Raw genomic sequence first — 25249 nt, forward strand, 5'->3', positions numbered from 1 at the left:
CTCTCACTCCGCCGGCTGGGCGATAGGCGCCAAATGGCGCTGCGGCGTGTCGTCGCCCGGTTGCAGCGCGACTTGCGAGTGGCCGCGGATCGTCATCCAGATGTTGTAGGAGCCGGTGATGGCACCGAGCAGGAACAGCAGCCCACCGAAGGCGCGCGCGATGTAATAGGGATGCATCGCCACCATGGATTCAATGAAGGAATAGGTGAGCGTTCCGTTCTCGTTGTAGGTCCGCCACATCAAGCCTTGCAGGATGCCGGAATTCCACATGGCGAAGACGTAGATAACCGTTCCCGAGATCGCCAACCAGAAGTGCACTTCGACCAGTTTGGCCGAGTACATCCGTTCACGCTTCCATAAGGTCGGGACCAGACAGTAGATCGAGCCGAAGGTGATTAGCGCCACCCAACCCAGGGCGCCGGCATGGACGTGACCGATGGTCCAGTCGGTATAGTGGGAGAGCGCGTTGACCGGACGGATCGCCATGAACGACCCTTCAAACGTGGTCAGGCCGTAGAAGACCGCCGCCGCCATCATGAAACGCAGCGTGGCGTCGTCGCGCACCTTGTGCCAGGCTCCATTGAGGGTGGCGAGCGCGTTTCCTGCCGAGGCCCACGATGGCACCAGGAGGACCAGCGAGAACGTCATGCCCAGCGTTTGCACCCATTCGGGCAAGGCGGTGTAATGCAGGTGGTGTGACCCCGCCCACATATACATGAAGGTGATGCCCCAGAAGCTGATGATCGACAGCCGGTAGGAATAGATCGGCCGACCGGCTCGCTTGGGCAGGTAGTAGTACATCATCCCGAGAAAGCCGGAGGTGAGGAAGAACGCGACGGCGTTGTGGCCGTACCACCACTGCGTCATCGCGTCCTGAACACCAGAGAAGGCCGAATAGCTTTTGGCATGGCCGAACGACACCGGCACGGCCAGATTGTTGACGATATGGAGGATCGCCACGACCAGGATGAAGGCCATGTAGTACCAGTTGGCGACATAGATGTGCGGCTCCTTGCGGCGAGCCAGCGTGCGAATGTAGATCGCGAAATACACCACCCAGACAATGACCAGCCAGATATCGGCGTACCATTCCGGTTCCGCATATTCCTTCGATTGCGTGACACCCATGAAATAGCCGGTCGCCGCCAGGACGCAGAACAAATTGTAGCCGAGCAGGACGAACCAGGGGCTGAACTGATCGGGCAATCGGGCGCGCGAAGTTCGCTGCAGCACATGGAAAGACGTGGCGATCAGCGCGTTGCCACCGAAGCCGAAGATCACTCCGCTTGTATGAACTGGCCGCAAGCGGCCAAAACTTGCCCAGGCCGCGTCGAAGGTCAGATCGGGCCAGGCCAGCAGGCTCGCCACCCAGACGCCGAAGAACATGCCGACCATGGCCCAGATCATGGTGAGGATGACGCCCACCTTGCTCGGGTCGTCATAATAGTGATCCAGACGTTCAGCGGAGGGTTCGGGGGCGTAGAGCGCCGAAAGCATGACGAAGAGCATCGCCAGGCTTGCAACAACGACAATAAACCCATGCACGCCGATCGGGTCGCCTCGCCCAGCTGCCGCCATGGCCAGTCCGACTATGGTCATCAGGGTCAGCACCACGATGGAAAGTTGGCGTTCGCCGGATGTCAGTTGAGCGAGCATATGCGGCCACCTCAGATGCCCGTCAGGGCGAAATCGTCCCTCGGGTTTCGCATGGCTGCGCGGCAGGTAATTTGATCTGGCGCAAAAACGAAGCTGATTGCACCCGGAAAGAGAGTGCCGCTTTCAGGCGGCCGGCCCGACGGGAGCGACGGGCGAGCTCCGGCTCAGCTGCCCTTGGCTTCAGCAGTGTTGCCCGCCGGTGAGCCGGCAAGCGGAAGGCGAAAGAACATCGCCAGCTTCAGGCTTTTCGCAATGCGTTCGGCTCGATCGACAAAGACCGCGGCCGTCCGCGGGGCAAACTGCGCCGCCGCGATCTCGCCAAACAAGCCCAGCCAGATGTCGAAATCGGCCTGGGTCACATCCTTGAGTTTCAGATGGGCAGGAACCGGGCGTCCTTGATAGTCGCCCGTCTTGAGAATGACGGAACACCAGAAGTCGGTCATTTTCTCGAGATGCGGCTCCCAGTCGCCGGTAATCTCACGCGCAAAGATCGGCCCGAGCCGTTGGCTTTCCCGCAGTCTGGAATAGAACGCGCGGACCAGTGCGCCGATGCTCGCCCGGTCAACTCCCGGATCGGCCAACGGCCGCTCGGCAGCCGGACGCGCCTGATCGATCGCGGATGAGTTCATAGTGATCCTTTCGGCGATTGTGCCTTCATAATTCCCTGGCCTCGAAACGCGGCACTCACGGGTCAAGAATATCCAAGGCGCCGCATGGCGGCTCGTATGACGTTGAGGCGTTCGCGGACAAGGCGGAAACCCAGATTGTCTGGCGGTGTGCCGACCGCGCAGCCGCCGCTTTTCCCATCCCGGATGAAGTTCGACATATAGGTGCGGTGGAAGCCTTCCACTACGTGCACCCCGCAATTGTCGATCGAGCTCACGATGCTGACGCCGTCGGCGGCTATCGTGGCGTGGAGGTAGCAGGTCGATGTCCACTCCCAGACATTGCCCGCAACGTCCGCCAACCCCTTTGAGTTGACGCCAAAGGCCCCTTGCGCCCGTGGCTCGGGATCGGATTTCCGTCCGAGCGAAGCCTCGGTGCGATACTGGGCGAGCCAGCGCTGCGCGGGATTGTTAGGGTCGCCGGCGCCGCCCTCGATATCACCGCGGAACCGTTCGCCGGCGGCGTAGGCCCATTCTGTATCTGTCGGCAGCCGCCATGTCGCGCCGGTCTGGGCCGAGAGCCAGGCCGCATAGGCTTCGGCGTCGATATGACTTACGCCGGTGACCGGGACATTGCCGATATCCAGGGTGTCGGCCGCCTTGCAACTGCCTGATGTCACGCACCGTCCGTATTCGGCTGCGCTCACCTGGTATTTCATGATCTTCAGCGGAACATTGACCGTTGCCAGCATCCGCGGCGCCGCGACGGGATGGCCTTCCTCCAGGAATTCGCCTGACTGAGGGTGGTCGAAGGATCCCGGCGCGAGGGTCACAAGTTCGGGACCTGCCACGGGTAAACCGGCCAATCGATCGAGCGCACTGGTCGCGCCCATGACGATCAGCGCGGCAGCCGCGATACTTCCGATGGCTACGATTGGGTTGAACGACATGGCATTTCATCCAAAGCGCACGCGACCTTGCGCAGATTGGCGCAAGGTCGTGCCGATGCTCACGCCGTAATGGCCCTTGGGGCTTCGACCTGCGTCATCAGGTCGTCATCCCAGGTTCCATCGACCGTAAAATGTGCGGTTGCGCCGAGTTCCACTGCCTCGATCAGATTGTGGTTCACGTAGGCATAGATGCCCGGCTGCTGGAATGTATAGAGGGCCGAGCCGGCGGAACCGCCGCGAATGAACCAGGTCTCCAGGTCCTTTGCGGGAGGGTTGGCGAACTTGCCTTGCTCCCAGACGTAATCGCCGTGGCCGCCGATCAGATGCGGCCGCGTATCGCGATTGGCTTGCGAATGGACGATCAGAACAGTCTCGCCAACCTTCGCCTTCATGGCATTCTCGCCGGTCAGCGATCCCGCCTTGCCATTGAACACGACGTGCGTCGGAATCAATCCGCGCATGACCTTCATCGTGTCATCGAAATTGTCGCCGGCCGTTTCGTATTTCTTGAATTTCCCCTGCTCGTCGCGAGGGACGTAGAAGTCGTTTTCGCCGATATAATAGATGCGGTCGTAGAGGATGGATTTGCCCTTGTCGTCCCTTAGGCCGTCACGCGGCAGCACCATCACCGCACCGCTCATGCCCGACACGACGTGCCACGGGATCATCGGTCCGCCGGGCGCGCAGTGGTAGACGAACGTCCCCGTGCGCGTTGCCTTGAAGCGCAGCGTCACCTGCTCGCCGGGGTTGACCAGTGTCAGCCCGCCACCGCCGAGCGCGCCGGTGGCAGCGTGGAAGTCGATGTTGTGCGCGAGCGTATTGGTGTCGGGATTGATGAGGGTGAGTTCGACATAGTCGCCTTCATGGACGACCATCAAGGGACCGGGGATCGAGCCATTGTAGGTCATCGCGTTGAGCTGCGTCCCATCGGCGTCGATGACGACGGACTTTTCCTCGATCGTCATCGTGAACTCGACGACTTTCGGGCCGTCCTTGGCCACCTGGTCGTGCGCGTGGACGAAGGGTGGCGCGACGAGGGTGACCTTTTCGCGCGGCAGTCCGGCCACTTCCTTGGCGCTCGCCGCAGCCGGCATTGCGACCATCGTTGCCGCGGCGGCGGCGGTAAGGACAGATCCCAACAGAGCTTCACGTCGCGTAAGCATTTCAATCTCCTTGTGCGTCAACCACTTGATGCCCCAAGAATAGCCTGCTTGCGGGGACCGTCTTTGCGCTGGCGCAAACCAAGTTCATTTCCAATGCGATTGTTGGGTTTGCGGGTGCGGAGAGGATTGTGTTCCGAAGCGCTCATCGATCCATATGAAATAGGCCGGACTGGACCTCCCCCTGTGGTCCGTCCGGCCCTTTCCCCCGGCTATCGCCAACCGAGGGTATCTGTCATCGAGATGTCAGTTGGAGGCGGCCTTGGTGGCCTCGCCGAACAGCTCAGCAAATACCGTCTTGGCCTTGCCGGTCTGCTTGACGGCTTCCGCCGCGTCGAGGTTCACAGGGTTGCCAACGACGATCAACGCCACCATGCCCATACCGTAGTGGGGCGCGCATTTCACGCCGTAGACGCCTTCCTTGGTTAGGGTCACGGTAATCTCCGTGTTCGCCTTTCCCTTGAACGCTTCAGCGCCGTCCGGCAGCATTCCCTTGACGGTTTCGGCGTTGTGGGACTTGTCGGTGGGCACGAACTTGATCGTGTCGCCGGGCGCCGCTTTTACGTAGGCGGGCTGGAAGACCATCGAACCCTTCTCGCCCTTGTTGAGCATCTGCACGACGTGTTCTTCAGCGCTTGCTGCGCCGGCCAGGGCGAACAACGCGATGGCCGCGGCGATCAGGGGCAATTTCATGGGATAGTCCTTTCCTAAGTTTCATCACGGCATCAACCGTTGCGGCCTTCTACGCCGCGGGATGGCGCTGCGGTTTGCGCTGGCGCAAACCGGCACACGAAATATCTGGATATGACGTGGCGATCCGGCGCCCGTGAGGACCTCTGGCAGCCTGCTTGCCTCGCGCAGCCCGCGCTCCTTCCCATTCTGTTCGGGAACGAACGGAAAAAGTGCGCTAAGTGACGAACGTTCAGCTAGGTTGGCTCAGCTTGGCGGCAGCCTTTCAGCTCAGCGGTAACGAATTTCATGCCAGCGCGGGACATTACCGGTATCAAAGGGCGCTTCCTGCAAGCGGTGCTGTCTCGCCGTTTCGAAGGACGCGATGGCTATTTGCTGGCGATTGTCATGGTCGCAGCCGCTGTTCTTATCCGAATTCTGCTGCAAGGAGTGCTCGAAGACCGGGCGACTTTTACCCTCTTTACGCCTGCCATCCTCGTTGCCTCGATCGCCGGTGGCATCTGGCCTGGGCTGTTGTCCGTGGCGCTTTCGCTGGGCGGAGCGTTCTGGCTGGACAATCTTCAGTCCGATCGTGCGCAAAATCCGGTTGAACTCGTCGTCTTCGCCCTTGTCGGCCTGGCGATTGCCTGGATGGGCGAACTCCTGCACCGCGCCAGCAAGGCAATCGATCGGGCCGAAAGCGCGCTCGACGCGCGGGAGGCCCATCTTCGCTCCATTCTTGACACGGTGATCGACGCGACCGTCGTCATCGAGAAGGACGGCACGATCGTTTCGTTCAATGCCGCCGCGGTGCGGCAGTTCGGCTACGCCGAGGCCGAGGTCGTCGGAGAGAATGTGCGCCTCCTGATGCCGGAGCCTTATCGCCACGAACATGACGGCTATATGCACCGATACCTGGCCACCGGCGAAAAGCGGATCATAGGCATCGATCGCGTTGTTGCCGGTCGACGCAAGGACGGCTCGACATTTCCGATGAAATTGGCAGTCGGCGAGATGAAGTCGGGCGGCAAGACCTTTTTTACCGGCTTCATCCGGGACCTTACGGAACGGGAAGAATCGGCGGCACGTCTGCATGAAATCCAGGGCGAACTGGCAAGGTTGGCACGCCTCAACGAACTTGGCGAAATGGCCTCGACGCTCGCTCACGAGCTGAACCAACCACTTTCGGCGATTGCCAATTACGTTCAAGGCTGCGCCCGCCTGCTGCGCGACATGGACGACGCCGTGGCAACAAGGATGAGGGCCGCACTGGAAGAAACAGCAAGGCAGTCGCTGCGTGCGGGGCAGATCATTCGCCATCTTCGCGAATTCGTCACCAAAGGCGCCACCGACAAAGCACCGGAGAACATTCGCAGCCTGGTGGAAGAGGCGGGAGCCCTGGCATTGGTGGGATCGCGCGAGCGCGGGGTGCGGACAGTGTTCGACTTCGCGCCTGGACCGGCAACCGTGATGGTCGACCGCATACAGATTCAACAGGTGCTGACCAATTTGATGCGCAATGCCATGGACGCCATGCACGACAGCGCGCGCCGCGAGCTTGTCGTGCGCACCTATGCCGCGCAGGATGGCGAAATCGCCGTTGTCGTCGAAGACACCGGGCCAGGGATTTCCGAGGAGATTTCGGCCCAGCTTTTCAAACCCTTCGTGACGACAAAGCCTGGCGGCATGGGGGTTGGACTGTCGATCTCCAAGCGGATCGTCGAGGCGCATGGCGGAACGATGACGGTGAGCCAGAACGCCGCTGGTGGGGCGACGTTCAGGTTCACGCTCCCCGCATTTACGGAAGAGGACGGACATGGAGACGGGTGACTATATCGTTCACATCGTCGATGACGAGGAACCGGTCAGGAAGTCGTTGGCTTTTCTGCTCACCATGTCGGGATTCGCGGTCAAGATGCACGAGAGCGCAACCGACTTTCTGGCTGCGGCTTCAAGCATCAGAAATGGCGTTCTGGTGACCGACCTGCGCATGCCTGACATGACCGGAGTGGAGCTTTTGCGAAATCTCGTGAGCGCAAACGCCTCGCTTCCGGCCGTTGTCATCACCGGTCACGCCGACGTTCCCATGGCGGTCGAAGCGATGAAGGCCGGCGCAACGGATTTCATCGAGAAGCCGTTCGAGGACGTCGTCCTGATCGAAGCCATCCAGCGCGCAGCCGAACAACTTGTCGACAAACCGTCAGAGCTCGACGATGTCGTTTCGATCCAAACAAGGCTTGGGGGGTTGAGCGACCGCGAACGCCAGGTCCTCTCAGGCGTGGTGGCTGGATTGCCGAACAAGTCGATTGCCTATGATCTGAACATCAGCCCACGCACCGTCGAGGTGCACCGCGCCAACGTCATGGCCAAGATGCAGGCAAAAAGCCTGCCGCAGCTTGTGCGGATGGCTTTGGCCGCTGGTTTCGGTCCAGCCTGAATCTCGCTCAGCCCGATTCACAGGATTGATCTGGCGCAAGGCGTGAATCGCCAGATTGCCGTTTGCTGTGAAATGACTGGCGGGATGACCTCGCTGGCAAATCCGGAAGCCGCGAACCTTGCCCGCCGCCAAAACCATCCTAGTCGTGGCGCCCGACCCTGGGCTCAGGCGTTCGCTCGAGTTCGCGCTCGAAGTGGAAGGCTTCGCGGTCGAATCGCATGCGTTGCTTTCGACAGTTGAGGCTTCGCCTGCGGCAAATGCCGCGGCCTGCGTCATCGTCGATGAAAGTGCGATCCGGCTCAGCCCTGCCGGGCGCAAGCCGCTCGCCCGTTTCGCCGGGCGGGTGATTCTGCTTGTCGAAGACGTTGATCCAACCGCTGGCCCCGATGGGTTTGCGGTCCTCACCAAACCAGTCGAGGGGAGTGACCTGATAGACATGGTGCAGGCCTTTTCGGCCCGCCCCGTCCGGGCTGACCAAGCCAGCCACCTTGCTGACTAAGTAGAATCCCTTAGGACATAACCCAATTTCGCAGACTGGCATTCCGCGCGATGGCTATCCTACCGAAATCAAGGGGAACAGCCATGAATGCGATCGCCGACACTCGGGTGCCCTTCGAGATCCTCACCGCCCTGGCCCCGCAACTGGACGTGCCGAATGATGGCCGGCCGGTGCCGCTCTCGTTCTTCAACGCAGGTTGGGAAATCTACGCACAGGGCGAAAAGGTCGCTTCCCACTACCAGATAGAGTTCGGCGCGGTCCGCATCTACCGGCTGCTTGCCGATGGTCGCAGGCAGATCACGGCTTTCCATCTGGCGGGAGAGACGTTCGGGTTTGAAGCGGACCTTGTCCATCATTTCTTTGCCGAGGCCATCGTCACGACGGGACTGCGGACATTCCGGCCGGTGGCTGGCCTGGACAGATCGCGCGAACTTTTGCCGCTTGCCCTTCGTTGCATGGTGCGGGCTCAGGAACATTTGCTGGTTGTCGGCCGGCAGACGGCGATCGAACGTATCGCCGCTTTCCTGGTCGACATGGCCGCACGACAGGGAGATCTCGCCCAGATCGAACTGCCGATGTCCCGGCAGGACATCGGCGACTACCTCGGTCTCACCATCGAGACTGTATCGCGCGTGCTATCGAGACTGCGCGACAAGGGTGTGCTCAAGTTCCACGGGCTTCGTATCCTCGAAATCCGCAGGCCTGAAACGCTGCGCTTGATGTGCGAATAGCCTGTAGATCTAGAGCCGCCGCAGTAGCCGATATGGCCGCATGTGCGGCACAGCCGCAGATGCACCCAATCCGAACCGCTCTTCGGGCATCAGGGAGTTGCAATCCGGATGCCTCCTGGGAAACCATTGGGGTCCCAAATCTGTACGCGCGTTGGTGTACCGGCGGCAAGGATGGCGAAAGGCGCAGCCGTTCATTTCGGGAAAACCGGGATCACTTTCCGCGAGCGGTCGAGCACCTAGAAAATCCTTCGAGCAATGACGGACCGAACGGTGCGCGAACGCGTTGGTGTCCATTCACCGCACGTCGACAAAGACCGGCATACGCAGCCGTCGCGGCGTTCGCGGACACGCAAAGGGAGCCAAGCATGACCGAACACATTACAATACCAGTCCCCGGCGACCGGCTTTCAGAGCGCCAGTTGCGCGACATCGATGCATACTGGCGCGCCGCGAATTATCTGACGATCGGGCAGATTTACCTGCTCGACAATCCGCTGCTTCGCGAGCCGCTGCGGCTTGAGCATGTCAAGCCGCGGCTGCTCGGCCACTGGGGAACATCGCCGGGCCTGAGTTTCATCTACGCTCATCTCAATCGCGCGATCCGGCTCAGGGACGCAGATATGATCTACGTTTGCGGCCCAGGCCATGGTGGCCCGGCAATGGTGGCGAACACCTATCTCGAAGGCACATACAGCGAGCTCAATCCGGACATATCGATGGATGAGCAGGGCATGCGCAAGCTGTTCCGGCAGTTCTCTTTTCCGGGCGGCATTCCAAGCCATGCCGCACCCGACGTGCCCGGCTCCATCCACGAGGGCGGAGAGCTTGGTTATTCGCTCTCCCATGCCTATGGTGCCGCCTTCGACAATCCCGACCTTGTCGTGGCCTGCGTGGTCGGTGACGGCGAGGCCGAAACCGGGCCTCTTTCCGCGGCCTGGCATTCCAACAAATTCCTCAACCCGGCGCGCGACGGCGCGGTGCTGCCGATCTTGCATCTGAATGGCTACAAGATCGCCAATCCGACGATCCTGGCCCGCATTCCCGAAGACGAACTGCGCGCGCTTTTCGTTGGCTACGGTTATGAACCGCTGTTCGTCGAGGGCCATGAGCCGGTGCTGATGCATCAACGAATGGCCAATGTGCTCGACGATGCGCTCGATCGCATCCGCGCGATCCAGCATGCGGCGCGCGCTGATTCCTCCGAGCAGATGGCGCGACCGAAATGGCCGATGATCGTGCTACGCAGCCCAAAGGGCTGGACCGGACCGAAAGAGGTTGACGGGCTGAAGACAGAAGGCTTCTGGCGTTCGCACCAGGTACCCTTGTCCGGCCTTGCGGAAAACCCTGCGCATCTGAAGCTGCTTGAGGAGTGGTTGAAAAGCTATCGGCCCGAGGAACTGTTCGACGTCGCCGGCGCCCCTGTCGCAGCGATCCGCGCCACCGCTCCACAAGCCGCGCGGCGCATGAGCGCCAATCCGCATGCCAATGGCGGCCTGCTGCGCAAGTCCCTCGATCTGCCTGGCTTGCACGACCATGCCGTGACCGTCGCTGAACCTGGCGCGGTGAAGGCCGAGGCGACGCGGGCAATGGGCAATTTCCTGCGCGACGTGATGGCATTGAATGAGGCTGCGAAGAATTTCCGCATCGTCGGCCCCGACGAGACCGCCTCGAACCGGCTTCAGGACGTGTTCGAAGTCACCGAACGTGCCTGGATGGAGACGATCCTGCCGGAAGATGTTCACCTCGGCCAAGATGGCCGGGTTCTGGAAATCCTCTCCGAGCACACCTGCCAAGGCTGGCTCGAAGGCTATCTGCTGACGGGGCGGCACGGTCTGTTCTCTTGCTACGAGGCGTTCATCCACATCGTGGACTCCATGTTCAACCAGCATGCAAAATGGCTTGATGCCTGTAGCGACATTCCTTGGCGGCGGCCGATCGCCTCGCTGAACTATCTGTTGTCGAGCCATGTCTGGCATCAGGAACACAACGGCTTCAGCCATCAGGATCCCGGCTTCATTGACGTCGCTCTCAACAAGAAGGCCGACATCGTTCGCGTCTATCTCCCGCCGGATGCCAACACCTTGCTGTGCGTGACCGACCATGTGCTGCAGACCTGGAACCGCATCAACGTCATTGTCGCCGGCAAGCCACCATCGTGGCAGTGGCTGTCGATGGACAAGGCAATTGTCCACTGCAGGGCGGGCATCGGAATCTGGGACTGGGCGTCGACCGAGAACGGCGACGAGCCGGACGTCGTGATGGCTTGCGCCGGCGATGTTCCAACCCTCGAAACGCTAGCAGCCGTGCAGTTTCTCAGGCATCACGTTCCGGAGCTCAAAATCAGGGTGGTCAACGTCGTAGACCTGATGACGCTGCAGCCCAAGGAGTACCACCCGCATGGTCTGTCGAATCGCGATTTCGACACGCTGTTCACCGCCGACAAACCGGTCATCTTTGCCTATCACGGCTATCCCTGGACTATCCATCGCCTGACATATCGGCGCACCAACCACGACAACATACATGTGCGCGGTTACAACGAGGAAGGAACAACGACGACGCCTTTCGACATGACGGTGCTGAACGGCCTAGATCGTTTCCATATTGTCCAAAGCGTTCTTGACTGGGTCCCGCAGCTCAAGAGCGTGCGCGTCGGGCTGGGTCAGAAGATGGACGCCAAGCTGCTTGAACACAGAGCCTATATTCGCGCCCATGGCCAGGACATGCCGGAGATACTCGACTGGAAGTGGAGCGGCGATGCCGATGCTACGACGCGTCTTTCTGGTTGAGCCGATACCGTCCGTAAGGGGATGGCGAAGACAGAATCGGACGGATCCATGACCGATTTGATCCTCGTTCTGAACGGTGGCTCGTCCAGCCTGAAGTTCGCTGTCTTCGAGGGACGTGATGAACTTCCGCTTCTGCTGCGCGGCAACGTCTCCTCGCTCAGTGGACATCCGCGACTGCGCGTCGGGGCTGCGGCCGGTCGGGCCGAGGTCGACAGAAGCCTCGGCGACTGCCCGATCGACATCGGCAAGGCATTCGCGACGATTGCCTCGGAGCTCAAGGATCGCGATCTTCTCCCCCGCATCGTCATGGTCGGACACAGGATCGTTCATGGTGGCCGCGACTTCACCGAAGCGACGGTGCTCGACGGTCGTGCGCTCGCGGCACTGCGTCTGCTCGAGCCGCTGGCTCCGATTCATCAGCGGATTAATCTTGAGATTGTGGCACTGGCTGCTGGCCTCTTGCCGCAGGCCACGCAGGTCGGATGCTTCGACACTGCGTTTCATTCCTATCGGCCTGGGATCGCCAAGATCTATGGCCTTCCGCGTGCGATGACCGATGCCGGCATCGTTTCTTATGGGTTTCACGGGCTTTCCTATAGCCATATCGCTTCGCAGCTTCGGACCCGCTACGGATCCGCAGCTGGCGGCAAGGTGATCGTCGCCCATCTCGGCAGCGGTGCCAGTCTGTGCGCCATGAATGCTGGAACCAGTGTTGCCACAACGATGGGGTTTTCGACATTGGACGGCCTCGTCATGAGCACGCGTTGCGGCGCGCTCGACCCGGGCGTCATCCTCCATTTGCTGCAGGACCGGAAGCTGCCGACGGACGAATTGGTCACGCTTCTGTACGACCAATCCGGCCTGCTCGGAGTGTCGGGGATATCCGGAGATATGCGGACGCTAATCGACTCTGATGATCCCCGTGCGGCCGAAGCGGTCGATCTCTTCGTCTATCGTATCGGGCGCGAGATCGGGTCGCTGGCCGCTGCGATAGGCGGACTGGACACGCTGGTGTTCACGGCAGGCATTGGCGAAAACGCGCCAACTATCCGTGAGAGGATCGGGGCTGTGGCCGGCTGGCTTGGGGTTGATATCGACCACAAGCTGAATGGACGAGGCGACGAGGTCATCAGCCTTGCTGGTTCCGACGTCGACGTGCTTGTGATCCCCACCGATGAAGAGAGAGCCGTGGGGAGCCAGCTGCTATCAGTGCGCCGTCAAGCTTCGTCGCTCATACCCTGAGCGCCGAACCTGATGCTACTTGCGCGGTGGTTGTCTCGGCCGGTCAGAAGTTCGGCAGCAGCAGCATGGCCCCATAGCCAGCCATCAAGGCGATCAAGGTTGCTGCAACCAGCGGCAACCAGAACTTGATCGGTCCGGCAAATACTGCCAGCGATACGCGGCCGATGGCGTTTGCTGCCAGCGCAGCGAGCACCGCCTGTCCTACTGTATCGACAGGGACTGCATGCTTGACGAGGCGCAACGCGCTGAGCACCGAGACATCGACATCGAACGCACCGGCCAGCATCGAACTTGCCAGCAGGCCCCGCCCGCCGAATTGAGTTGCCAGACCCGCACTCGCGGTAGCAACGAACGCAAAGAACAAGGCGAAGAGGAGTAAAGGGCCCAGTTCGAATGGATTACGTGCGATCGTGCCGCCTTCGCCATCCCCGCTGTTGCGGGCCAACAACAATGCGCCGCATGCCGCAAAGACGAGCGCTGCGGCAATAGCGGGGATACCGACCGAAGCGACCACGCTTGGCTCGATGATCAGCACCACGGCGCAAACGCGCAGCACCGAAACCATCGCTGCCAGCGAAGCCGCGCCTGCGAGCGGCAGTGGATTGCTCGCGGATGAGCCATTGCGGGCCAGCGCCAAGGTAACTGCGGTGGATGAGACGAGTGAACCTGCGAGTGAACTGACGAGCAGACCACGCGTGTTCCCCAGGATACGGACAGCCACATATCCGGCGAACGAAATCGATGCCATCAGCACCGTCAGGAACCAGACCTCCCACGGATTGAAACCGCCCCATGGGTCAATCGTCCGGTTTGGCAACAAGGGCAGGATGATCGCGGTCATCACCGCTAGGATCAACGCCGAACGAAGCTCAATCCACGTCAGTCGCTTCAGGAGGCCGTGCAGGATATCACGACTGGCAAGAACGGCCGCCAGCGCTGCCCCTCCGGCGGAAGCGGCTCGATGATCGCCGGCGACAGCCAGCGCGCCAAGCGCGAAAACGGCAAGGCCTGCGATCACACTCGTGACGCTGAAATCCTCGTCGTGCGCCGCCTCACGCGCCTTGTACCATGCGAATATTGCCGCAAATGCGATGAACCCTCCGACCAGGATGGATACCGCGCCGAGCGCGATGGCTAACGCCGCGAGAAGGCCGCCGAGCAGGCCAGATATGCCGAAGGTTCGAATTCCAGCCGTCCGGCTGCGATCGGGAGCGTCCCGCTCTCGCCAGCCGCGCTCCAATCCGACAAGGAGACCTATTGCCAGGGCGAGTCCGAGCCTGGCGATGAGAGAATCCATGATGTGGCGACTTTCTGAGCCTCAAACCTCGCGCAACAGCTAGTTGCAATAATCGGAGTTGGCTTTGATCCTACGCAACGAACGCCAACACCGCCTCGGGATAATCACTTCGACTTGTCGGACGGATCGGTCAAGGGATGAACAGGCGAGAATATCTAGCCGGTGGGGGCGCCCTGGTGGCGGCCAGGGGCGGTTGGATGTCATGGCGCTCGGGGTAATCCCGGTCGCCCGCGCCGAGCGCTCGTCGGCACTGATGCGCGGCGAACTGATGCGATACCTTGCCGAACTTGCCTGGGCGCCCGACGCTATTCTCTTCAACACCACGCTGCGATGGCGTGAAGACGGTCCCGACCGGCTATCCGTGAGCGCCGGCGTGGGAGAGACAGCGGCCGAAGTCATGCTCAGCCTCGACAACGAGGGAAGGATTGCCGGTGCCTTTGCGCCCGATAGACCGCGTTCGGCCACGGCACCAATCCTGCCAACTCCGTGGCGCGGCCGTTTCTCCGACTATCGTCGTAACGGCAACATATGGCTTCCGTTTGCGGGAGAGGTCGCCTGGGAAATCGACGGGAAGGAGACGATCTACTGGCAGGGCCGGATCGACGGGTGGGAGGCGTCCAACGATCGTGCCTGATCTGTGCGATTTCCGCACTTCCGCATTGGCCCGGACCGTCGCTCTTTGAGGATCGATGTATCGAGGCACCGAAAGACAGCTTACTCACTTGCTTCCCGGCCGGACACCTGTTCGACGAGGATCCGGAAGAATACGTGCGGCGTGCTGTCTGACACCGGAGGCGCAACTGGTTTGAGGGCGCCCGGCTCCCACCAGTCGGCGTGCTTGCTCAGCAACGTCCAGGCATGGTCGCGCTCGAGCTTGTGGCCTATCCGGTCAGGCAGTTCCTCATAGCGGCCATCGACAACCACGCTTCTCCAGCCGCGCCCTTCGCCGCGTTCGTCGACATGGACGGACACAAGTGGGTTGGCGCGCATCCAGTCGATCTTCTTGCCCGGCATGGAAAACGCGTAGAGGTGACTGTCGGCGTACGCATAGTGCACCGGAACAACATACGGCTGCCCGTCCTTGGCGCACGCCAGGCGCGCCACTCGACTGGCCGTCAGCACCTTGGTGCATTCCAGGGCAGAAAGTGTGCGGATTTGCATCGTGCGATCTCCTGCGTTCTGCGTCGACACTGCTGTTTAAGGGTGGGGCGCACCATCCCGCGCTGCGGGCGTTGAGCGTCGTCAGCCAGGCCTCAGACTGTCATCCAATGTTGCGAGCACCGAACCGGGTTCGATGACGGCGTTGGCTGCCGCGACAATCGTTGCTCGCCCGCCAGCCGGCGCGACGATCTCATGCAGCGCGTCTTCAATTCGAAGTTCGGCTATCCGCTCGCCAACCTTGATCGTGGCACCGCTGGCGATGAACCATCGCTCTACAATGCCCTCGGGCAACATACTGGATGCCCATAGTGCTTCATCGACCTTGATGTTCTGCATCGTGGTTCTCCCTTTCAGGTGGGAAGCATAGTCCACTCGCCAAGGCGATCTTTGATCACGATCAAGGAGCCGGATTGGCGTCCGCTCTGTGGACCCTGCTCAATGGTACCCCTCCCTTGGCCAACGGGGGCCAGGACGAGATCGTCCGCGCCGGTGGCATGGCGCGGACGTTTAGTCTAGAAGAAAAACACTTTGTAGCGCAGTTCCACTCGCCGTGAGTCTCGTCAGGTAAAGGTGACCGAAAGGCGCAACCACCTGACTCAGGCGTATGCGGCTTCGGGCTTCCTCGCGCTAGTCTCTATCGGCGCGGTGAGGTCCAGAACCATGCGCCCGTCGATCTTGCCCGCCTTGAGCCGCGCGAGGATCGCGTTGATGTCGCTCAACGGCGCCTTGGTGATCTCGGCCCGCACCTTGCCATCTGCCGCGAAGGCAATGGCCTCATCGAGATCGCGTCGCGTGCCGACGATGGATCCGCGCAAGGTGATGCGCTTCAGCACGACGTCGAAGATCGGGGTCGGGAATTCTCCCGCCGGAAGACCGACAAGGGCGACCGTACCCTTGCGGCGCACCATGTGCACGGCCTGGGAGAAAGCTGGTGGCGATACGGCTGTCACCAGAATGCCGTGGGCGCCGCCGCCCGTCGCCTTGAGGACATCGGCCACTGCGTTCGGGGAGCGGGCGTCGATGGCCACGTCCGCTCCGGTCGCACGCGCCAGAGCAAGCTTGTCCGGCGTCACGTCGAGCGCCACGACCTTGAAGCCCATCGCCTTGGCATACTGGATCGCCACATGGCCGAGACCGCCGATGCCTGAAATCGCCACCCATTCGCCCGGACGTGCCTCGGTCTCCTTCAACCCCTTGTAGGTCGTGACGCCAGCGCAAAGGATCGGGGCCATCTGTGCGAAATCGACACCAGCTGGAAGTCGTGCGGTGAAGGCTGCCGACGCGATGACATATTCGGCGAAGCCGCCATCGCAGCTATAGCCGGTGTCGTGCTGATGCTCGCACAACGTCTCCCAACCGGTCTCGCAATATTCGCAGCTCAGGCAGGCGTCGTGCAGCCAGGCTACGCCGACCGGATCGCCCTCCTTGAAATCGGTCACACCCGGCCCGAGTGCAGCCACGACGCCCGCCACTTCATGGCCGGGGATGAAGGGCGGCACCGGCTTCACCGGCCAGTCGCCGGAGGCGGCATGCAGGTCCGTATGGCAAACGCCGCAGGCGATAACCTTGACGAGCAGTTCACCTGGCCCCGGTACAGGCACCGGCACATCCTCGATCGTAAGCGGCTTGCCGAATGCCCGCACGACGGCGGCCTTCATCGTCTTGACCATGATCCAACTCCTTTGTCGATGAAGACAGACTAGGCGTCGGGGCGGAAGGTGCTTTGACCGAAATCAATGTGTGTGTCGGGGCAGGGCGTAAAGCTGGTGTTTCCGTAGCCTTGGGATGTTCCCGGGCCTCAAGACAAGGAAGTTGCCATGTCCCAGCACGCCCTCGAACTCGTCCGCTCCAAGGGAGATATTCCGGCCCGCTACGGCAACTTCATCGGTGGGAAATGGGTCGCGCCATTGGACGGGGAGTATTTCACCGACTACAGCCCAATCAACGGCCAACGCCTCGTCGAGGTCGCAAAGTCGACGCCTGCGGACGTGGAAGCGGCGCTCGACGCAGCCTACAAGGCCAAGGACGGCTGGGCACGCATGGCACCTGCCGAAAGGTCGCGGCTGCTCAACAAGGTGGCCGACCGCATGGAGGAGAATCTCGAGCTGCTGGCGTTGGCGGAGACGCTGGACAACGGCAAGCCGATCCGCGAGACGCGGGGCGCCGATATACCGCTCGCCATCGATCATTTCCGGTACTTCGCGGGTTGCATCCGAGCCGACGAAGGTTCCATTTCCACAATTGATGACGACACCATCGCCTATCACTTCAAGGAGCCGCTGGGCGTCGTCGGCCAGATCATTCCCTGGAACTTTCCGTTGCTGATGGCGGCCTGGAAGATTGCCCCGGCGCTTGCCGCCGGCAATTGCACGGTGATCAAGCCGGCCTCCAACACGCCACTGACGCTGTTGATCCTCGCCAATCTCACCGCGGACATCCTGCCGCCCGGCGTGCTCAACGTCGTCACCGGTCCGGGCGGGTCGGTCGGGCGGGCGATCGCCGCCAATCCACGCATTTCCAAGGTGTCGTTCACCGGCGAGACGACGACGGGGAAGCAGATCATGGGGTATGCGGCAGAGCACCTGATTCCGCAGACCATGGAATTGGGCGGCAAGTCGCCGAACATCTTCATGGCCGACGTAATGGATGCCGACGACGAATTCTTCGACAAGGTGCTTGAAGGCTTCGCGCTTTTTGCTTTCAACAAAGGCGAGGTCTGCACCTGCCCTTCGCGGGCGCTTGTCCAGGAATCGATCTTCGACAAGTTCATGGAGCGCGCGGTAGCCCGCGTTGCCAAGATCAAGGTCGGTGATCCGCTCGATGCTTCGACGCAGATGGGCGCGCAGGCTTCCGAAGACCAATTGACCAAGATCCTTGACTATATCGAGATCGGCAAGCAGGAGGGCGCCAAATGCCTGACTGGCGGCGAGCGCGCCCTTCTCGGTGGCGACCTGGACAAGGGTTACTTCCTGAAGCCGACCGTGTTCAGCGGCGACAACAGCATGCGGATATTTCAAGAGGAGATTTTCGGTCCGGTGCTGTCGGTCACGACGTTCAAGACCGTCGAAGATGCGATCCGCATCGGCAATGATACTATCTACGGTCTGGGCGCTGGCGTCTGGTCGCGCAACGGCAACGACGCCTACCGCGTAGGGCGCAGCATCCAGGCCGGGCGCGTGTGGACCAACTGCTACCATGCCTATCCCGCCCACGCCGCCTTCGGCGGTTACAAAGCTTCCGGGTTCGGGCGGGAAAACCACAAGATGATGCTCGACCACTATCAGCAGACAAAAAATCTACTGGTCAGCTACTCGACCAAAGCACTCGGGTTTTTCTGAGTCTCGATCTGACGCTGAGACATGGCGCAGGATGCGCCATGTCTCACAGCAGGAGCGACAAATGCAGCGCCGGGAAGAGGGCCGTGAATGCGGCCCAGTTTTCTCAATTCGCGGCGGCCAGCGAATGTCGGTGTCGGTGTTGCACGCCCGTGATTTGAACCTGCGCAGCCGCGAGACGTCGAAGCTGGGGTGGTAGCTTCCCTCGTCTTCGGCATCCAAGAGCAGGCAGTGGGACATCGGTATCCACAACCTACTGAGTTACGGACCAAGCGGCTCAATGCGTAGCCGTTTTTGGAAGGTGGCAATCGAGTTCGAGTTCATGGCGGCTGTGCGAAACGATACGGAACGATGCGGGAGGATTTCTAATTTGGCCCACGAAAAAACCAATGAAATCAATGTTTTTGTTACGTCCTCCGGGCCCACCATAACCATTGACTTTATTGATAAAAATATGCCTCGGCCCAAAACGTTTTGGGCTCATTATGGCCTAAAGGAAAGGGCGGCCAATATGCCACCCTGCGCATGGTCGGTTCGTCGCACCTATTTGACCACGCGCAGGGCCGCTCACTGCTTCATCGCATCGCGTTTGGCCTCACGCTCGTTGATGGCGCGGGCTATGTCGACAGCCATTCGCTTCTTGTTGGCCTCTCGGACATATTCGTCCGTCACCGTCATGGAAGAATGCCCCATCGCCTCCATGATGGCACGCGCTTGGATGTTGCATTCGGCGAGATACGTGCCGAAGGTGCGGCGTAGCCCGTGCAGAGTGTAGCCCTCCGGAATGCCGGTCTGCTTGTTCCAATGTGCCATCATGCCGGTGAGGCTCTTTTCCGCGAATGGACGCCCATAGGCATTCTTCAGCACCGTCCCGCCTTTCGAACGATCGAGCGGCGCCAACGCTTGCGCCGGCTTGTCGACGATTGGGATAAACATCGCGTGCCCGCCGTGACGGTTGCGGTTCTTCTTCTGCCGGAAATCGAAGGCCTCGATCACCTCTAGAGAGCCATCGAACAGTTCGATCTCTTCGAAGACCAAATCGCCCCATTCCAACGAGGCGATGTCGCCGCGTCAGTTGCCGAGCCAGAAAGCGAGCGCGTAACAGGTGCGCGGCGGGGAGCCGATCGGATGGCGCGCCTCGAACTTCTCACGAATGGGGACCGGCCACGCAGGATTGGCGGTCGATGTAGGGATGCGGACGCGGATCGACGGTGAGGGATCGTTCCGCGGTTTGATCCATTTCTCAACTTCGATCCCGACCCACAGGAGCTTCTTGATCGCGACCAGCAGGTGCTTGGCAACCGTCCGGTTGGCGGCAAAGGCGCCTTCGACAATCGCACGCAGATGGTCGGCGTCGAGATGTTCTACTGGTGTATCGCGCCAAGTCAGAGGATAGGAAGGATCGACCTGCATCCGAAGGAAGCGTTCAATTAACCTGGCATTCTTCCGCTGCGTCGCTTTGTCAAAGTCCAGCCATTCCATCGTCGCTTCAAGTCGCCGCGCTGCATGACCGAATGTCTTTGGCAACGCCCGACCGGGTAGGTCGATAATAATTGCCTTAAGGCCTTGGCCTTGCGTCGCCCTTTCGTAGGCAGCCTCGAACTCCGGATCGCCGGGCTGACCGGGGAGGCGGATTTCGGGCATTCCCTTTGCACGATAACGATAGACTGTTTTTCCGTTCTTAAGGCGCGACGAGACGCCAGGGCGAGACAAGCTTTCGAGATGCGGAGCCGGATAGATCCCGGCTGCTCTTGCCCGCTGACTCTCACACCGGCGGGCTTTTTGCTTTATGATCCGGAACGTCTTTCCACCGAGATTGTTGTGGCTCATCCAGCCCGTGCTCCCTCAGCGCGTGCTGGGGACCAAGATGTCTTCCATCATGGTCGGCCCGCGCAGCCTTGACCGTCGGCGCGGGCCATCCCACCGCTGGCTGCAGAGTCGGTAACCCTGTAGGCCCCGCGTTTGCATAGGCCGTAAGGTGTAGTTGCCCCCAATGTGAGCTTCAGCTAATTTACTCCACGACGAGAATTCAAACCCCTCGTCAGCCTTTGCCCGCTGGCTTCGGCCGGCGGGCATTTTATTGTGCTGACGGAACGCCCGAAGGATCAGCGTAGTTGGCTTCATGCGGTGGAGTAGAACGGCTTTGCCGCCCGCTGTAAATCGATCCTCGGTGGACGATCGGAGTCCCGCTGCCGTCTAACCCCCAAGGTCCGGCAGCGGAGCTTTTTTAACTCGACAAAGCGTGCGGTACTGCTCGCTCGAGTTTTTCTATCATTGATCGTTCAGTTCGCCGAAACCGCATGCTTTGCAGCGGTACGCATGGTTCGGCTCCTGTTCGGGACGGAGCATCCTGATAGTGCCGCGTTCCACCCAACAGATTGGGCAAGAGAAATTGCCTGCATAGTGCGGCTTGTACATTTTCAGGCGCCCGTCCGCGAGATCAGCAGCCTTGAGCCGTTCGGACATCTCGGCAAGGTTCTTATATGCCTCGGCGATCTGGCTTCGCAGAGGTTCCCTGTCCTTAGCTTGTGCGAGCGCTTGATCCTTCGCGCGAAGAGTGAGTTTTTTGGCAAAACGCTCCGTTGTAGCGATTACACCCGCGTGAACTCGGCAAGCCCTAGCCGTAGACGCTGACTTTCCGCAAAGGCCAGGGCATACCATTCTCGGTCGAATGATCGGGTAAGTTCCTGGTCTTCCTCGACGACGAGGACAAACCATTCACCGCAGGCTTCCACCACTTCAACGCAAGGTCGGACCTTGCCATTCAGGAATATCGTTACGCTATCCATCGCAATTCTCCTCCAAGAGCAATGGGAACGTCGATTTTTATAAGTCCGTGGAAACCTCCCTTTCAATTAAAAAAGACACTCCGCGCAGCGCTTCACCGGCTCGCCTGCAAAAAACTGTGGTTGCCTGGAACATTTCGCCGACGCCGAAATTTCGCTGCTGAAAGGTTCTTCATTCATTCGTCCGCTCCATGAGAAACTTTGCCCGCTGGCTCAGGCTAGCGGGCTTTCTTGGTTCCGGCGGGGTTGATGACCGTCACTTCGGTCTCCGGTTCAATTGGCTCGTGGCCAGACCCTTCTTGATAAAACACTTGTCGGGCAGCTGATCGAGAGCTGGATTTTGACATTTGAGTGCCCCTCCTGCGCTCATGCGATTACACGCAAAGGCAGGTGGCTGAAGGTTGTCGCAAGTTTTATATGCGAGAATTGCAACGCCAGGGTGCGCATCGGCTACCCGGAGAAACTTAGGATTTTCGAGACACATCGGCACTTGGTGCGCGGAGGCGCATCAGGCGGTTCGCGTCGCTGCTAGCTTCGCCATCTCGGCCCGGCCTTCACCCGCCTGACGAAACGACTTCGCTGGCACTGCTTCATCAAAATGAACGGGGACATAGTTCACGAATGTATGGAATCGATGGGGGGAAACAGCATTGGGAGTGTCCGAGGTTCCGGGAATGTGTTGGCTGGGAGATCGCCGAGATGCGCGGTCCGCGAAAGCGGTCATTGAGGATGAATGCGCTGAACGCGTAGCCAAGACGGCTAGATTGAAATCGCTTCGCATGGCTCAAATTTTGCCGGAGGCGGACCTGCCCGTTTCGTTCAACGAGGAACTCGACTGCTCGGTGCTTCTCGCTGTACTGGCGCAGGAAACCAAAGGCCGACGCCCCGCATCCTGCGCGGGCCATTACCGGCTGCCGGACCCCGGCACGACCATTTGAATATCTCCTCACTGTGCACTTGTAGTAACCGTTGATTCAACCATTGCTGGTATTCAAACAGTGTGAGGGAGCGGCTCCGACACTGTGGCGGGGGTAGGTTGCCGGAGCCGCCTGCGCGGCCCGTTGGGAATTTGACCGCGCCGTCCTATTTTGGGACAGCGCGGTCAAAGATTGGTTAAAATTTTCCAGAACTAATTAAGTGCACTCTAATTTGATTGCGGTTTGCGCGTTTGAAGTTTGTCGGCCTCTGTTGCCGACCCAGCTATCGGCCTGAGACGCTCATCAGAGAAGCATCGCGAGTGGTTTCAGAAACTCAGGCCACAGCGAGGCTTCAGGAGACGCACTGGCCGCATATGGGGCTGAACAGCATGCTTCGTTTGCATATTTCACTTGCATTAGTTGTAGCGCATGTATCCCCCAGCCGGCGCCACCCCTAAGCCCCACGCCGGTCAGGCTCGGCAACTCCTGCCACGGCTGCCGAGCCGCTCTCTTGAGTAGGCCTCGGTCGCCTTTGCTGTTGCCATTTGGCTGGTGTTTGGCGTTTAGAACACCCCGACATTCTTCGTCCCGCACTTCGCAGAGGGGACCGAAGTCTGACTCGCACACGCATTGGGCCTTAGACGGGCTACAATCACTTTTTGGCTGAGTTGGGGAAGTGTAGGGTTCACAAATGCCTATCCCAGATGAAAATGCATGACGTGAATCTGGAATTCGAATGCCCCTATTGCTCTGTTCATATCCTCCATAAAGGCTCTTGGTTCAAAGCTATTGCCAGCTTCAAGTGCAAAGGATGTGGCGCGAAGGTTCGGATCGGCTATCGCGACAAGCTTGCTTTCTTTGACCGGCAGATGCAAAAAATCGCAGGCCCAACATCTGAGGTTTGGACGAGAACATTGCTGTAAAGAGCAACGCAAATTGGGCCGTTTCGAGTGCCAAGGACAGAAGGCGTCAGACATCGCCTCTGACCCCGTTCGCCGTATCTGACAATCAACTATTCCATCGACCCCGCTGATCGCCAGCGCGAGGGGACCAAATGCCTGTGTCTGTCGAACAAAGCCAGCTTGTCGAAATAGCCTAGCCGAAGCCCAGCCCCGCAGCTGTCACAGGTGAAGCGAGAAATCGACTTGAACCATGAGCCGTTTCGAATGATTGGATGTTTGCAGACCGGGCACTCAAACTGGAGCGCCACGTCGAGCAGATCGTTAGCTATAGGCATGGTCACGCCCCAAACTGCAGATGCCTTCCATTAACGCAGGAAGATGACGGGCGTATGTGACTTCAGTCTCAGAGGGGAATTGTGAGCGATTGCATCAGTGGATTCGACTGCCCGGACGAGGCAAGTCTGATGCGGACATATCGGTCGTGCGCCGATCGCAAATGCGACTTAGTTGCTGCTTCTGGTGAGCGCGAAACTGGTACGCGCTCCTGGAGCGCCAGCTCGGCGAGATCCGTCGATCTCGCAAGTGGAGGCATGATCAAACAGCAAGGCCGAACTGGGTAGTCGGCGCGCCATAGTCTGTAACAGGTTGTTCCATCTCGAGATTTCGCCGACGATGGTTGGCTTTGTAGGCGCCGCATAGTCAGCGCGGTAGCCTCTGCCTGCCGTGGCCTCTGCCTACATAGACAATGTCCCCAGCGCGTGGGTTCCTCGTGAGCCATACGCCGGCAGCACGATTGCCCTCGCGCTTGCTTCATTCATCACGAAGGCCGGCGCGAGGGCCGTTGACGTTCTCAGATCACAACGAATGAATTTGATGTGATCGCGAGATGTGGGGCAAGCGTGGCGAATTGCGTTTGAGCGGCGCCACCAGCTCCGTCACTGTCGAAATAGAGCGCTCCGGTCGTGCTGTTGTAGACAATATGGTCGGTACTGTCGTGTGCTGCAGTCCCGCTATAGAAATCAGCGCTGCCGAGCGTTCCAGCCTTCAGCCCTTTGAATATCGCATCATCAAGGTAGATCTTGTCTTGCGACGGGTTGAAGTCAGTAATCCTGTCGACGTTGCCGGCGCCAAGCGCAGAGTTAAAGAAGAAGGCATCGTTGCCGCCAAACCCGGTCAGCGTATCGGCGCCGCCGCCGCCGCCGATGGTGTTGGCGCCGGCATTGCCCTGGATGGTCTGTGCGAATTCGTTGCCCATGAGGTTGATTGCCGTGGTGGCAGACTCCCTCGTGGTGCCAAGGACTTCAATCGACGAGCCGGCCGAGAGCGCATAGCTTACAGAGGTCCATACCCTGTCCTGACCCTGGCCAGCGGTCTCGATCACCTTGTCGAAGGCATTGTCTACCCAGTAATCGTCGTTCCCGGCGTGGCCAATCATGGTGTCGGCCCCACCGCCGCCATTGAAAATGTTGTTGCCGGCATTGCCCTCGAGCGTCTGGCCGAATTCGTTACCCGTCAGGCTGATTGCAGCTGTGCCGGCCACATTGGTGGTGCCGAGATGCTCGATTTCCGAGCCGGCCGAAAGCGCATAGCTCACTGAGGTGAGAACCTTGTCTGTTCCGCCGCCGGCAGCCTCGATAACCCGATCACCAGCATTGTCGACATAATATGTGTCGTTGCCGCCATAGCCGGTCATGGTGTGGGCGCCGACTGCCTGAAGAACATCGGCGCCGCTGGTGCCGACGACTTTGTCCGTGGTCGGAGGAGTAGGATCGACAGGGGGAGGCGTGGTAGGCGGGGGCGTGGTTGGCGGCGGGGTCGTTGTCCCGGTGTGGGCGTTATGATCCTTGAAAAAAGCCTGCATTGACGACGTGTTGCCGAGCGACGTTTCGCCGTTCTGCGAGGACCATTTGTAGGCCATGTCAAAAGCGGGCGACGGAACCAGCTTTGCCCAGTGATCCATCATGGTCTGCATCTGCGCAGTGGTCGGCATCACATAGGAGCCGCCTGTATTGGTCGCCCAGCCACCACCGCCGAACGACTGATAGACGGGTACGATCGAGCTCAGCGGGATGCCCGCATTCAGCGCGGCCGACACGGAACGGTCGATGTAATT

The 25249-nt window shown here is 60.2% G+C and carries 22 protein-coding genes; 9 read left to right on the forward strand and 13 right to left on the reverse strand.

The features are described from left to right. Positions 1–3: 3 nt before the first annotated feature. The 5 genes from ccoN to AC1DZ8_RS13905 all read right to left on the reverse strand — a co-directional run bounded on the left by ccoN (position 4) and on the right by AC1DZ8_RS13905 (position 5064). The gene (ccoN, locus tag AC1DZ8_RS13885; protein WP_477304619.1) at positions 4–1656 is read right to left on the reverse strand and encodes a cytochrome-c oxidase, cbb3-type subunit I; all 1653 of its coding nucleotides are present in this window, start codon (positions 1654–1656) and stop codon (positions 4–6) included. Between the two features lie 164 nt (positions 1657–1820). After that, positions 1821–2237 (reverse strand): group III truncated hemoglobin, encoded by a 417-nt coding sequence (locus tag AC1DZ8_RS13890; protein ID WP_477401031.1) that lies wholly within the window; start codon positions 2235–2237, stop codon positions 1821–1823. Between the two features lie 110 nt (positions 2238–2347). Continuing rightward, the gene (locus AC1DZ8_RS13895; RefSeq protein ID WP_477304615.1) at positions 2348–3211 is read right to left on the reverse strand and encodes an SUMF1/EgtB/PvdO family nonheme iron enzyme; all 864 of its coding nucleotides are present in this window, start codon (positions 3209–3211) and stop codon (positions 2348–2350) included. Positions 3212–3270: 59 nt separating this feature from the next. Further along, entirely contained in the window at positions 3271–4374 is a 1104-nt protein-coding gene (nirK, locus tag AC1DZ8_RS13900; RefSeq protein ID WP_477304613.1) for a copper-containing nitrite reductase, read from the reverse strand. 243 nt (positions 4375–4617) lie between these two features. Next, complete coding sequence (locus AC1DZ8_RS13905; protein ID WP_477304611.1) at positions 4618–5064, reverse strand: pseudoazurin; 447 nt, start codon at positions 5062–5064, stop codon at positions 4618–4620. A 285-nt stretch (positions 5065–5349) separates the two neighbouring features. On the opposite strand from AC1DZ8_RS13905, the gene AC1DZ8_RS13910 reads away from it, so the two are divergent. From AC1DZ8_RS13910 to AC1DZ8_RS13935, 6 genes are all read left to right on the forward strand, one after another. Beyond that, on the forward strand, positions 5350–6870 hold the full coding sequence (locus AC1DZ8_RS13910; RefSeq protein ID WP_477304609.1) for a PAS domain S-box protein: 1521 nt from the start codon (positions 5350–5352) through the stop codon (positions 6868–6870). Then, a complete protein-coding gene (gene fixJ / locus AC1DZ8_RS13915) occupies positions 6857–7477 on the forward strand; it encodes a response regulator FixJ (RefSeq protein ID WP_477304607.1) in 621 nt (206 codons plus the stop codon). The genes AC1DZ8_RS13910 and fixJ overlap by 14 nt, the downstream gene beginning before the upstream one ends. 118 nt (positions 7478–7595) lie before the next feature. Beyond that, on the forward strand, positions 7596–7976 hold the full coding sequence (locus tag AC1DZ8_RS13920; RefSeq protein ID WP_477304605.1) for a transcriptional regulator: 381 nt from the start codon (positions 7596–7598) through the stop codon (positions 7974–7976). A gap of 83 nt (positions 7977–8059) precedes the next feature. After that, positions 8060–8707, forward strand: coding sequence for a helix-turn-helix domain-containing protein (locus AC1DZ8_RS13925; RefSeq protein WP_477304603.1), 648 nt, complete (start codon positions 8060–8062; stop codon positions 8705–8707). Between the two features lie 365 nt (positions 8708–9072). Beyond that, positions 9073–11496 carry a phosphoketolase family protein gene (locus tag AC1DZ8_RS13930; protein WP_477401034.1) on the forward strand — a complete coding sequence of 808 codons (2424 nt, stop codon included), beginning with the start codon at positions 9073–9075 and terminating at the stop codon, positions 11494–11496. A 48-nt stretch (positions 11497–11544) separates the two neighbouring features. Next, a complete protein-coding gene (locus AC1DZ8_RS13935) occupies positions 11545–12738 on the forward strand; it encodes an acetate/propionate family kinase (protein ID WP_477304599.1) in 1194 nt (397 codons plus the stop codon). Between the two features lie 43 nt (positions 12739–12781). On the opposite strand, the gene AC1DZ8_RS13940 is transcribed toward AC1DZ8_RS13935, so the two are convergent. Then, positions 12782–14035, reverse strand: coding sequence for an MgtC/SapB family protein (locus tag AC1DZ8_RS13940; protein ID WP_477304597.1), 1254 nt, complete (start codon positions 14033–14035; stop codon positions 12782–12784). Between the two features lie 64 nt (positions 14036–14099). Between AC1DZ8_RS13940 and AC1DZ8_RS13945 the strand changes: the two genes are divergently transcribed. Then, positions 14100–14669, forward strand: coding sequence for a DUF6920 family protein (locus AC1DZ8_RS13945; RefSeq protein ID WP_477401036.1), 570 nt, complete (start codon positions 14100–14102; stop codon positions 14667–14669). A gap of 80 nt (positions 14670–14749) precedes the next feature. On the opposite strand, the gene AC1DZ8_RS13950 is transcribed toward AC1DZ8_RS13945, so the two are convergent. The 3 genes from AC1DZ8_RS13950 to adhP form a co-directional block, all read right to left on the reverse strand. Next, positions 14750–15196 carry a pyridoxamine 5'-phosphate oxidase family protein gene (locus AC1DZ8_RS13950; RefSeq protein WP_477304593.1) on the reverse strand — a complete coding sequence of 149 codons (447 nt, stop codon included), beginning with the start codon at positions 15194–15196 and terminating at the stop codon, positions 14750–14752. Positions 15197–15277: 81 nt separating this feature from the next. After that, complete coding sequence (locus tag AC1DZ8_RS13955) at positions 15278–15532, reverse strand: biotin/lipoyl-containing protein (RefSeq protein WP_477304591.1); 255 nt, start codon at positions 15530–15532, stop codon at positions 15278–15280. A 260-nt stretch (positions 15533–15792) separates the two neighbouring features. After that, positions 15793–16866, reverse strand: a complete 1074-nt coding sequence (gene adhP / locus AC1DZ8_RS13960; protein WP_477304589.1) for an alcohol dehydrogenase AdhP — start codon at positions 16864–16866, stop codon at positions 15793–15795. 147 nt (positions 16867–17013) lie between these two features. Between adhP and AC1DZ8_RS13965 the strand changes: the two genes are divergently transcribed. Next, a complete protein-coding gene (locus AC1DZ8_RS13965) occupies positions 17014–18534 on the forward strand; it encodes an aldehyde dehydrogenase family protein (RefSeq protein WP_477304587.1) in 1521 nt (506 codons plus the stop codon). A 564-nt stretch (positions 18535–19098) separates the two neighbouring features. Here AC1DZ8_RS13965 and AC1DZ8_RS13970 read toward each other — a convergent pair. The 3 genes from AC1DZ8_RS13970 to AC1DZ8_RS13980 all read right to left on the reverse strand — a co-directional run bounded on the left by AC1DZ8_RS13970 (position 19099) and on the right by AC1DZ8_RS13980 (position 21320). Next, the gene (locus tag AC1DZ8_RS13970) at positions 19099–19584 is read right to left on the reverse strand and encodes a tyrosine-type recombinase/integrase (RefSeq protein WP_477304585.1); all 486 of its coding nucleotides are present in this window, start codon (positions 19582–19584) and stop codon (positions 19099–19101) included. Positions 19585–19602: 18 nt separating this feature from the next. Beyond that, positions 19603–20361, reverse strand: coding sequence for a hypothetical protein (locus tag AC1DZ8_RS13975; protein ID WP_477304583.1), 759 nt, complete (start codon positions 20359–20361; stop codon positions 19603–19605). Positions 20362–21122: 761 nt separating this feature from the next. Next, the gene (locus AC1DZ8_RS13980; protein WP_477304581.1) at positions 21123–21320 is read right to left on the reverse strand and encodes a hypothetical protein; all 198 of its coding nucleotides are present in this window, start codon (positions 21318–21320) and stop codon (positions 21123–21125) included. Positions 21321–22081: 761 nt separating this feature from the next. Here AC1DZ8_RS13980 and AC1DZ8_RS13985 point away from each other — a divergent pair. After that, the gene (locus AC1DZ8_RS13985; protein ID WP_477304579.1) at positions 22082–22255 is read left to right on the forward strand and encodes a hypothetical protein; all 174 of its coding nucleotides are present in this window, start codon (positions 22082–22084) and stop codon (positions 22253–22255) included. 1731 nt (positions 22256–23986) lie between these two features. Here the strand turns inward: AC1DZ8_RS13985 and AC1DZ8_RS13990 are convergent. After that, on the reverse strand, positions 23987–25249 hold a 1263-nt coding region (locus AC1DZ8_RS13990; protein WP_477401039.1), incomplete at its 5' end, for a calcium-binding protein.

It is taken from the genome of Mesorhizobium sp. P2_F7 (assembly GCF_056403695.1).

What these genes read in the sequence shown, in the direction of transcription:
- AC1DZ8_RS13950 (WP_477304593.1), bottom strand. Translation starts at nt 15,196, where the DNA reads ATGCAAATCCGCACACTTTCTGCCCTGGAATGCACCAAGGTGCTGACG.
- AC1DZ8_RS13980 (WP_477304581.1), bottom strand. Translation starts at nt 21,320, where the DNA reads ATGGATAGCGTAACGATATTCCTGAATGGCAAGGTCCGACCTTGCGTT.
- nirK (WP_477304613.1), bottom strand. Translation starts at nt 4,374, where the DNA reads ATGCTTACGCGACGTGAAGCTCTGTTGGGATCTGTCCTTACCGCCGCC.
- fixJ (WP_477304607.1), top strand. Translation starts at nt 6,857, where the DNA reads ATGGAGACGGGTGACTATATCGTTCACATCGTCGATGACGAGGAACCG.
- AC1DZ8_RS13965 (WP_477304587.1), top strand. Translation starts at nt 17,014, where the DNA reads ATGTCCCAGCACGCCCTCGAACTCGTCCGCTCCAAGGGAGATATTCCG.
- AC1DZ8_RS13975 (WP_477304583.1), bottom strand. Translation starts at nt 20,361, where the DNA reads ATGAGCCACAACAATCTCGGTGGAAAGACGTTCCGGATCATAAAGCAA.
- ccoN (WP_477304619.1), bottom strand. Translation starts at nt 1,656, where the DNA reads ATGCTCGCTCAACTGACATCCGGCGAACGCCAACTTTCCATCGTGGTG.
- AC1DZ8_RS13955 (WP_477304591.1), bottom strand. Translation starts at nt 15,532, where the DNA reads ATGCAGAACATCAAGGTCGATGAAGCACTATGGGCATCCAGTATGTTG.
- AC1DZ8_RS13905 (WP_477304611.1), bottom strand. Translation starts at nt 5,064, where the DNA reads ATGAAATTGCCCCTGATCGCCGCGGCCATCGCGTTGTTCGCCCTGGCC.
- AC1DZ8_RS13910 (WP_477304609.1), top strand. Translation starts at nt 5,350, where the DNA reads ATGCCAGCGCGGGACATTACCGGTATCAAAGGGCGCTTCCTGCAAGCG.
- AC1DZ8_RS13925 (WP_477304603.1), top strand. Translation starts at nt 8,060, where the DNA reads ATGAATGCGATCGCCGACACTCGGGTGCCCTTCGAGATCCTCACCGCC.
- AC1DZ8_RS13940 (WP_477304597.1), bottom strand. Translation starts at nt 14,035, where the DNA reads ATGGATTCTCTCATCGCCAGGCTCGGACTCGCCCTGGCAATAGGTCTC.
- AC1DZ8_RS13895 (WP_477304615.1), bottom strand. Translation starts at nt 3,211, where the DNA reads ATGTCGTTCAACCCAATCGTAGCCATCGGAAGTATCGCGGCTGCCGCG.
- AC1DZ8_RS13930 (WP_477401034.1), top strand. Translation starts at nt 9,073, where the DNA reads ATGACCGAACACATTACAATACCAGTCCCCGGCGACCGGCTTTCAGAG.
- AC1DZ8_RS13935 (WP_477304599.1), top strand. Translation starts at nt 11,545, where the DNA reads ATGACCGATTTGATCCTCGTTCTGAACGGTGGCTCGTCCAGCCTGAAG.
- adhP (WP_477304589.1), bottom strand. Translation starts at nt 16,866, where the DNA reads ATGGTCAAGACGATGAAGGCCGCCGTCGTGCGGGCATTCGGCAAGCCG.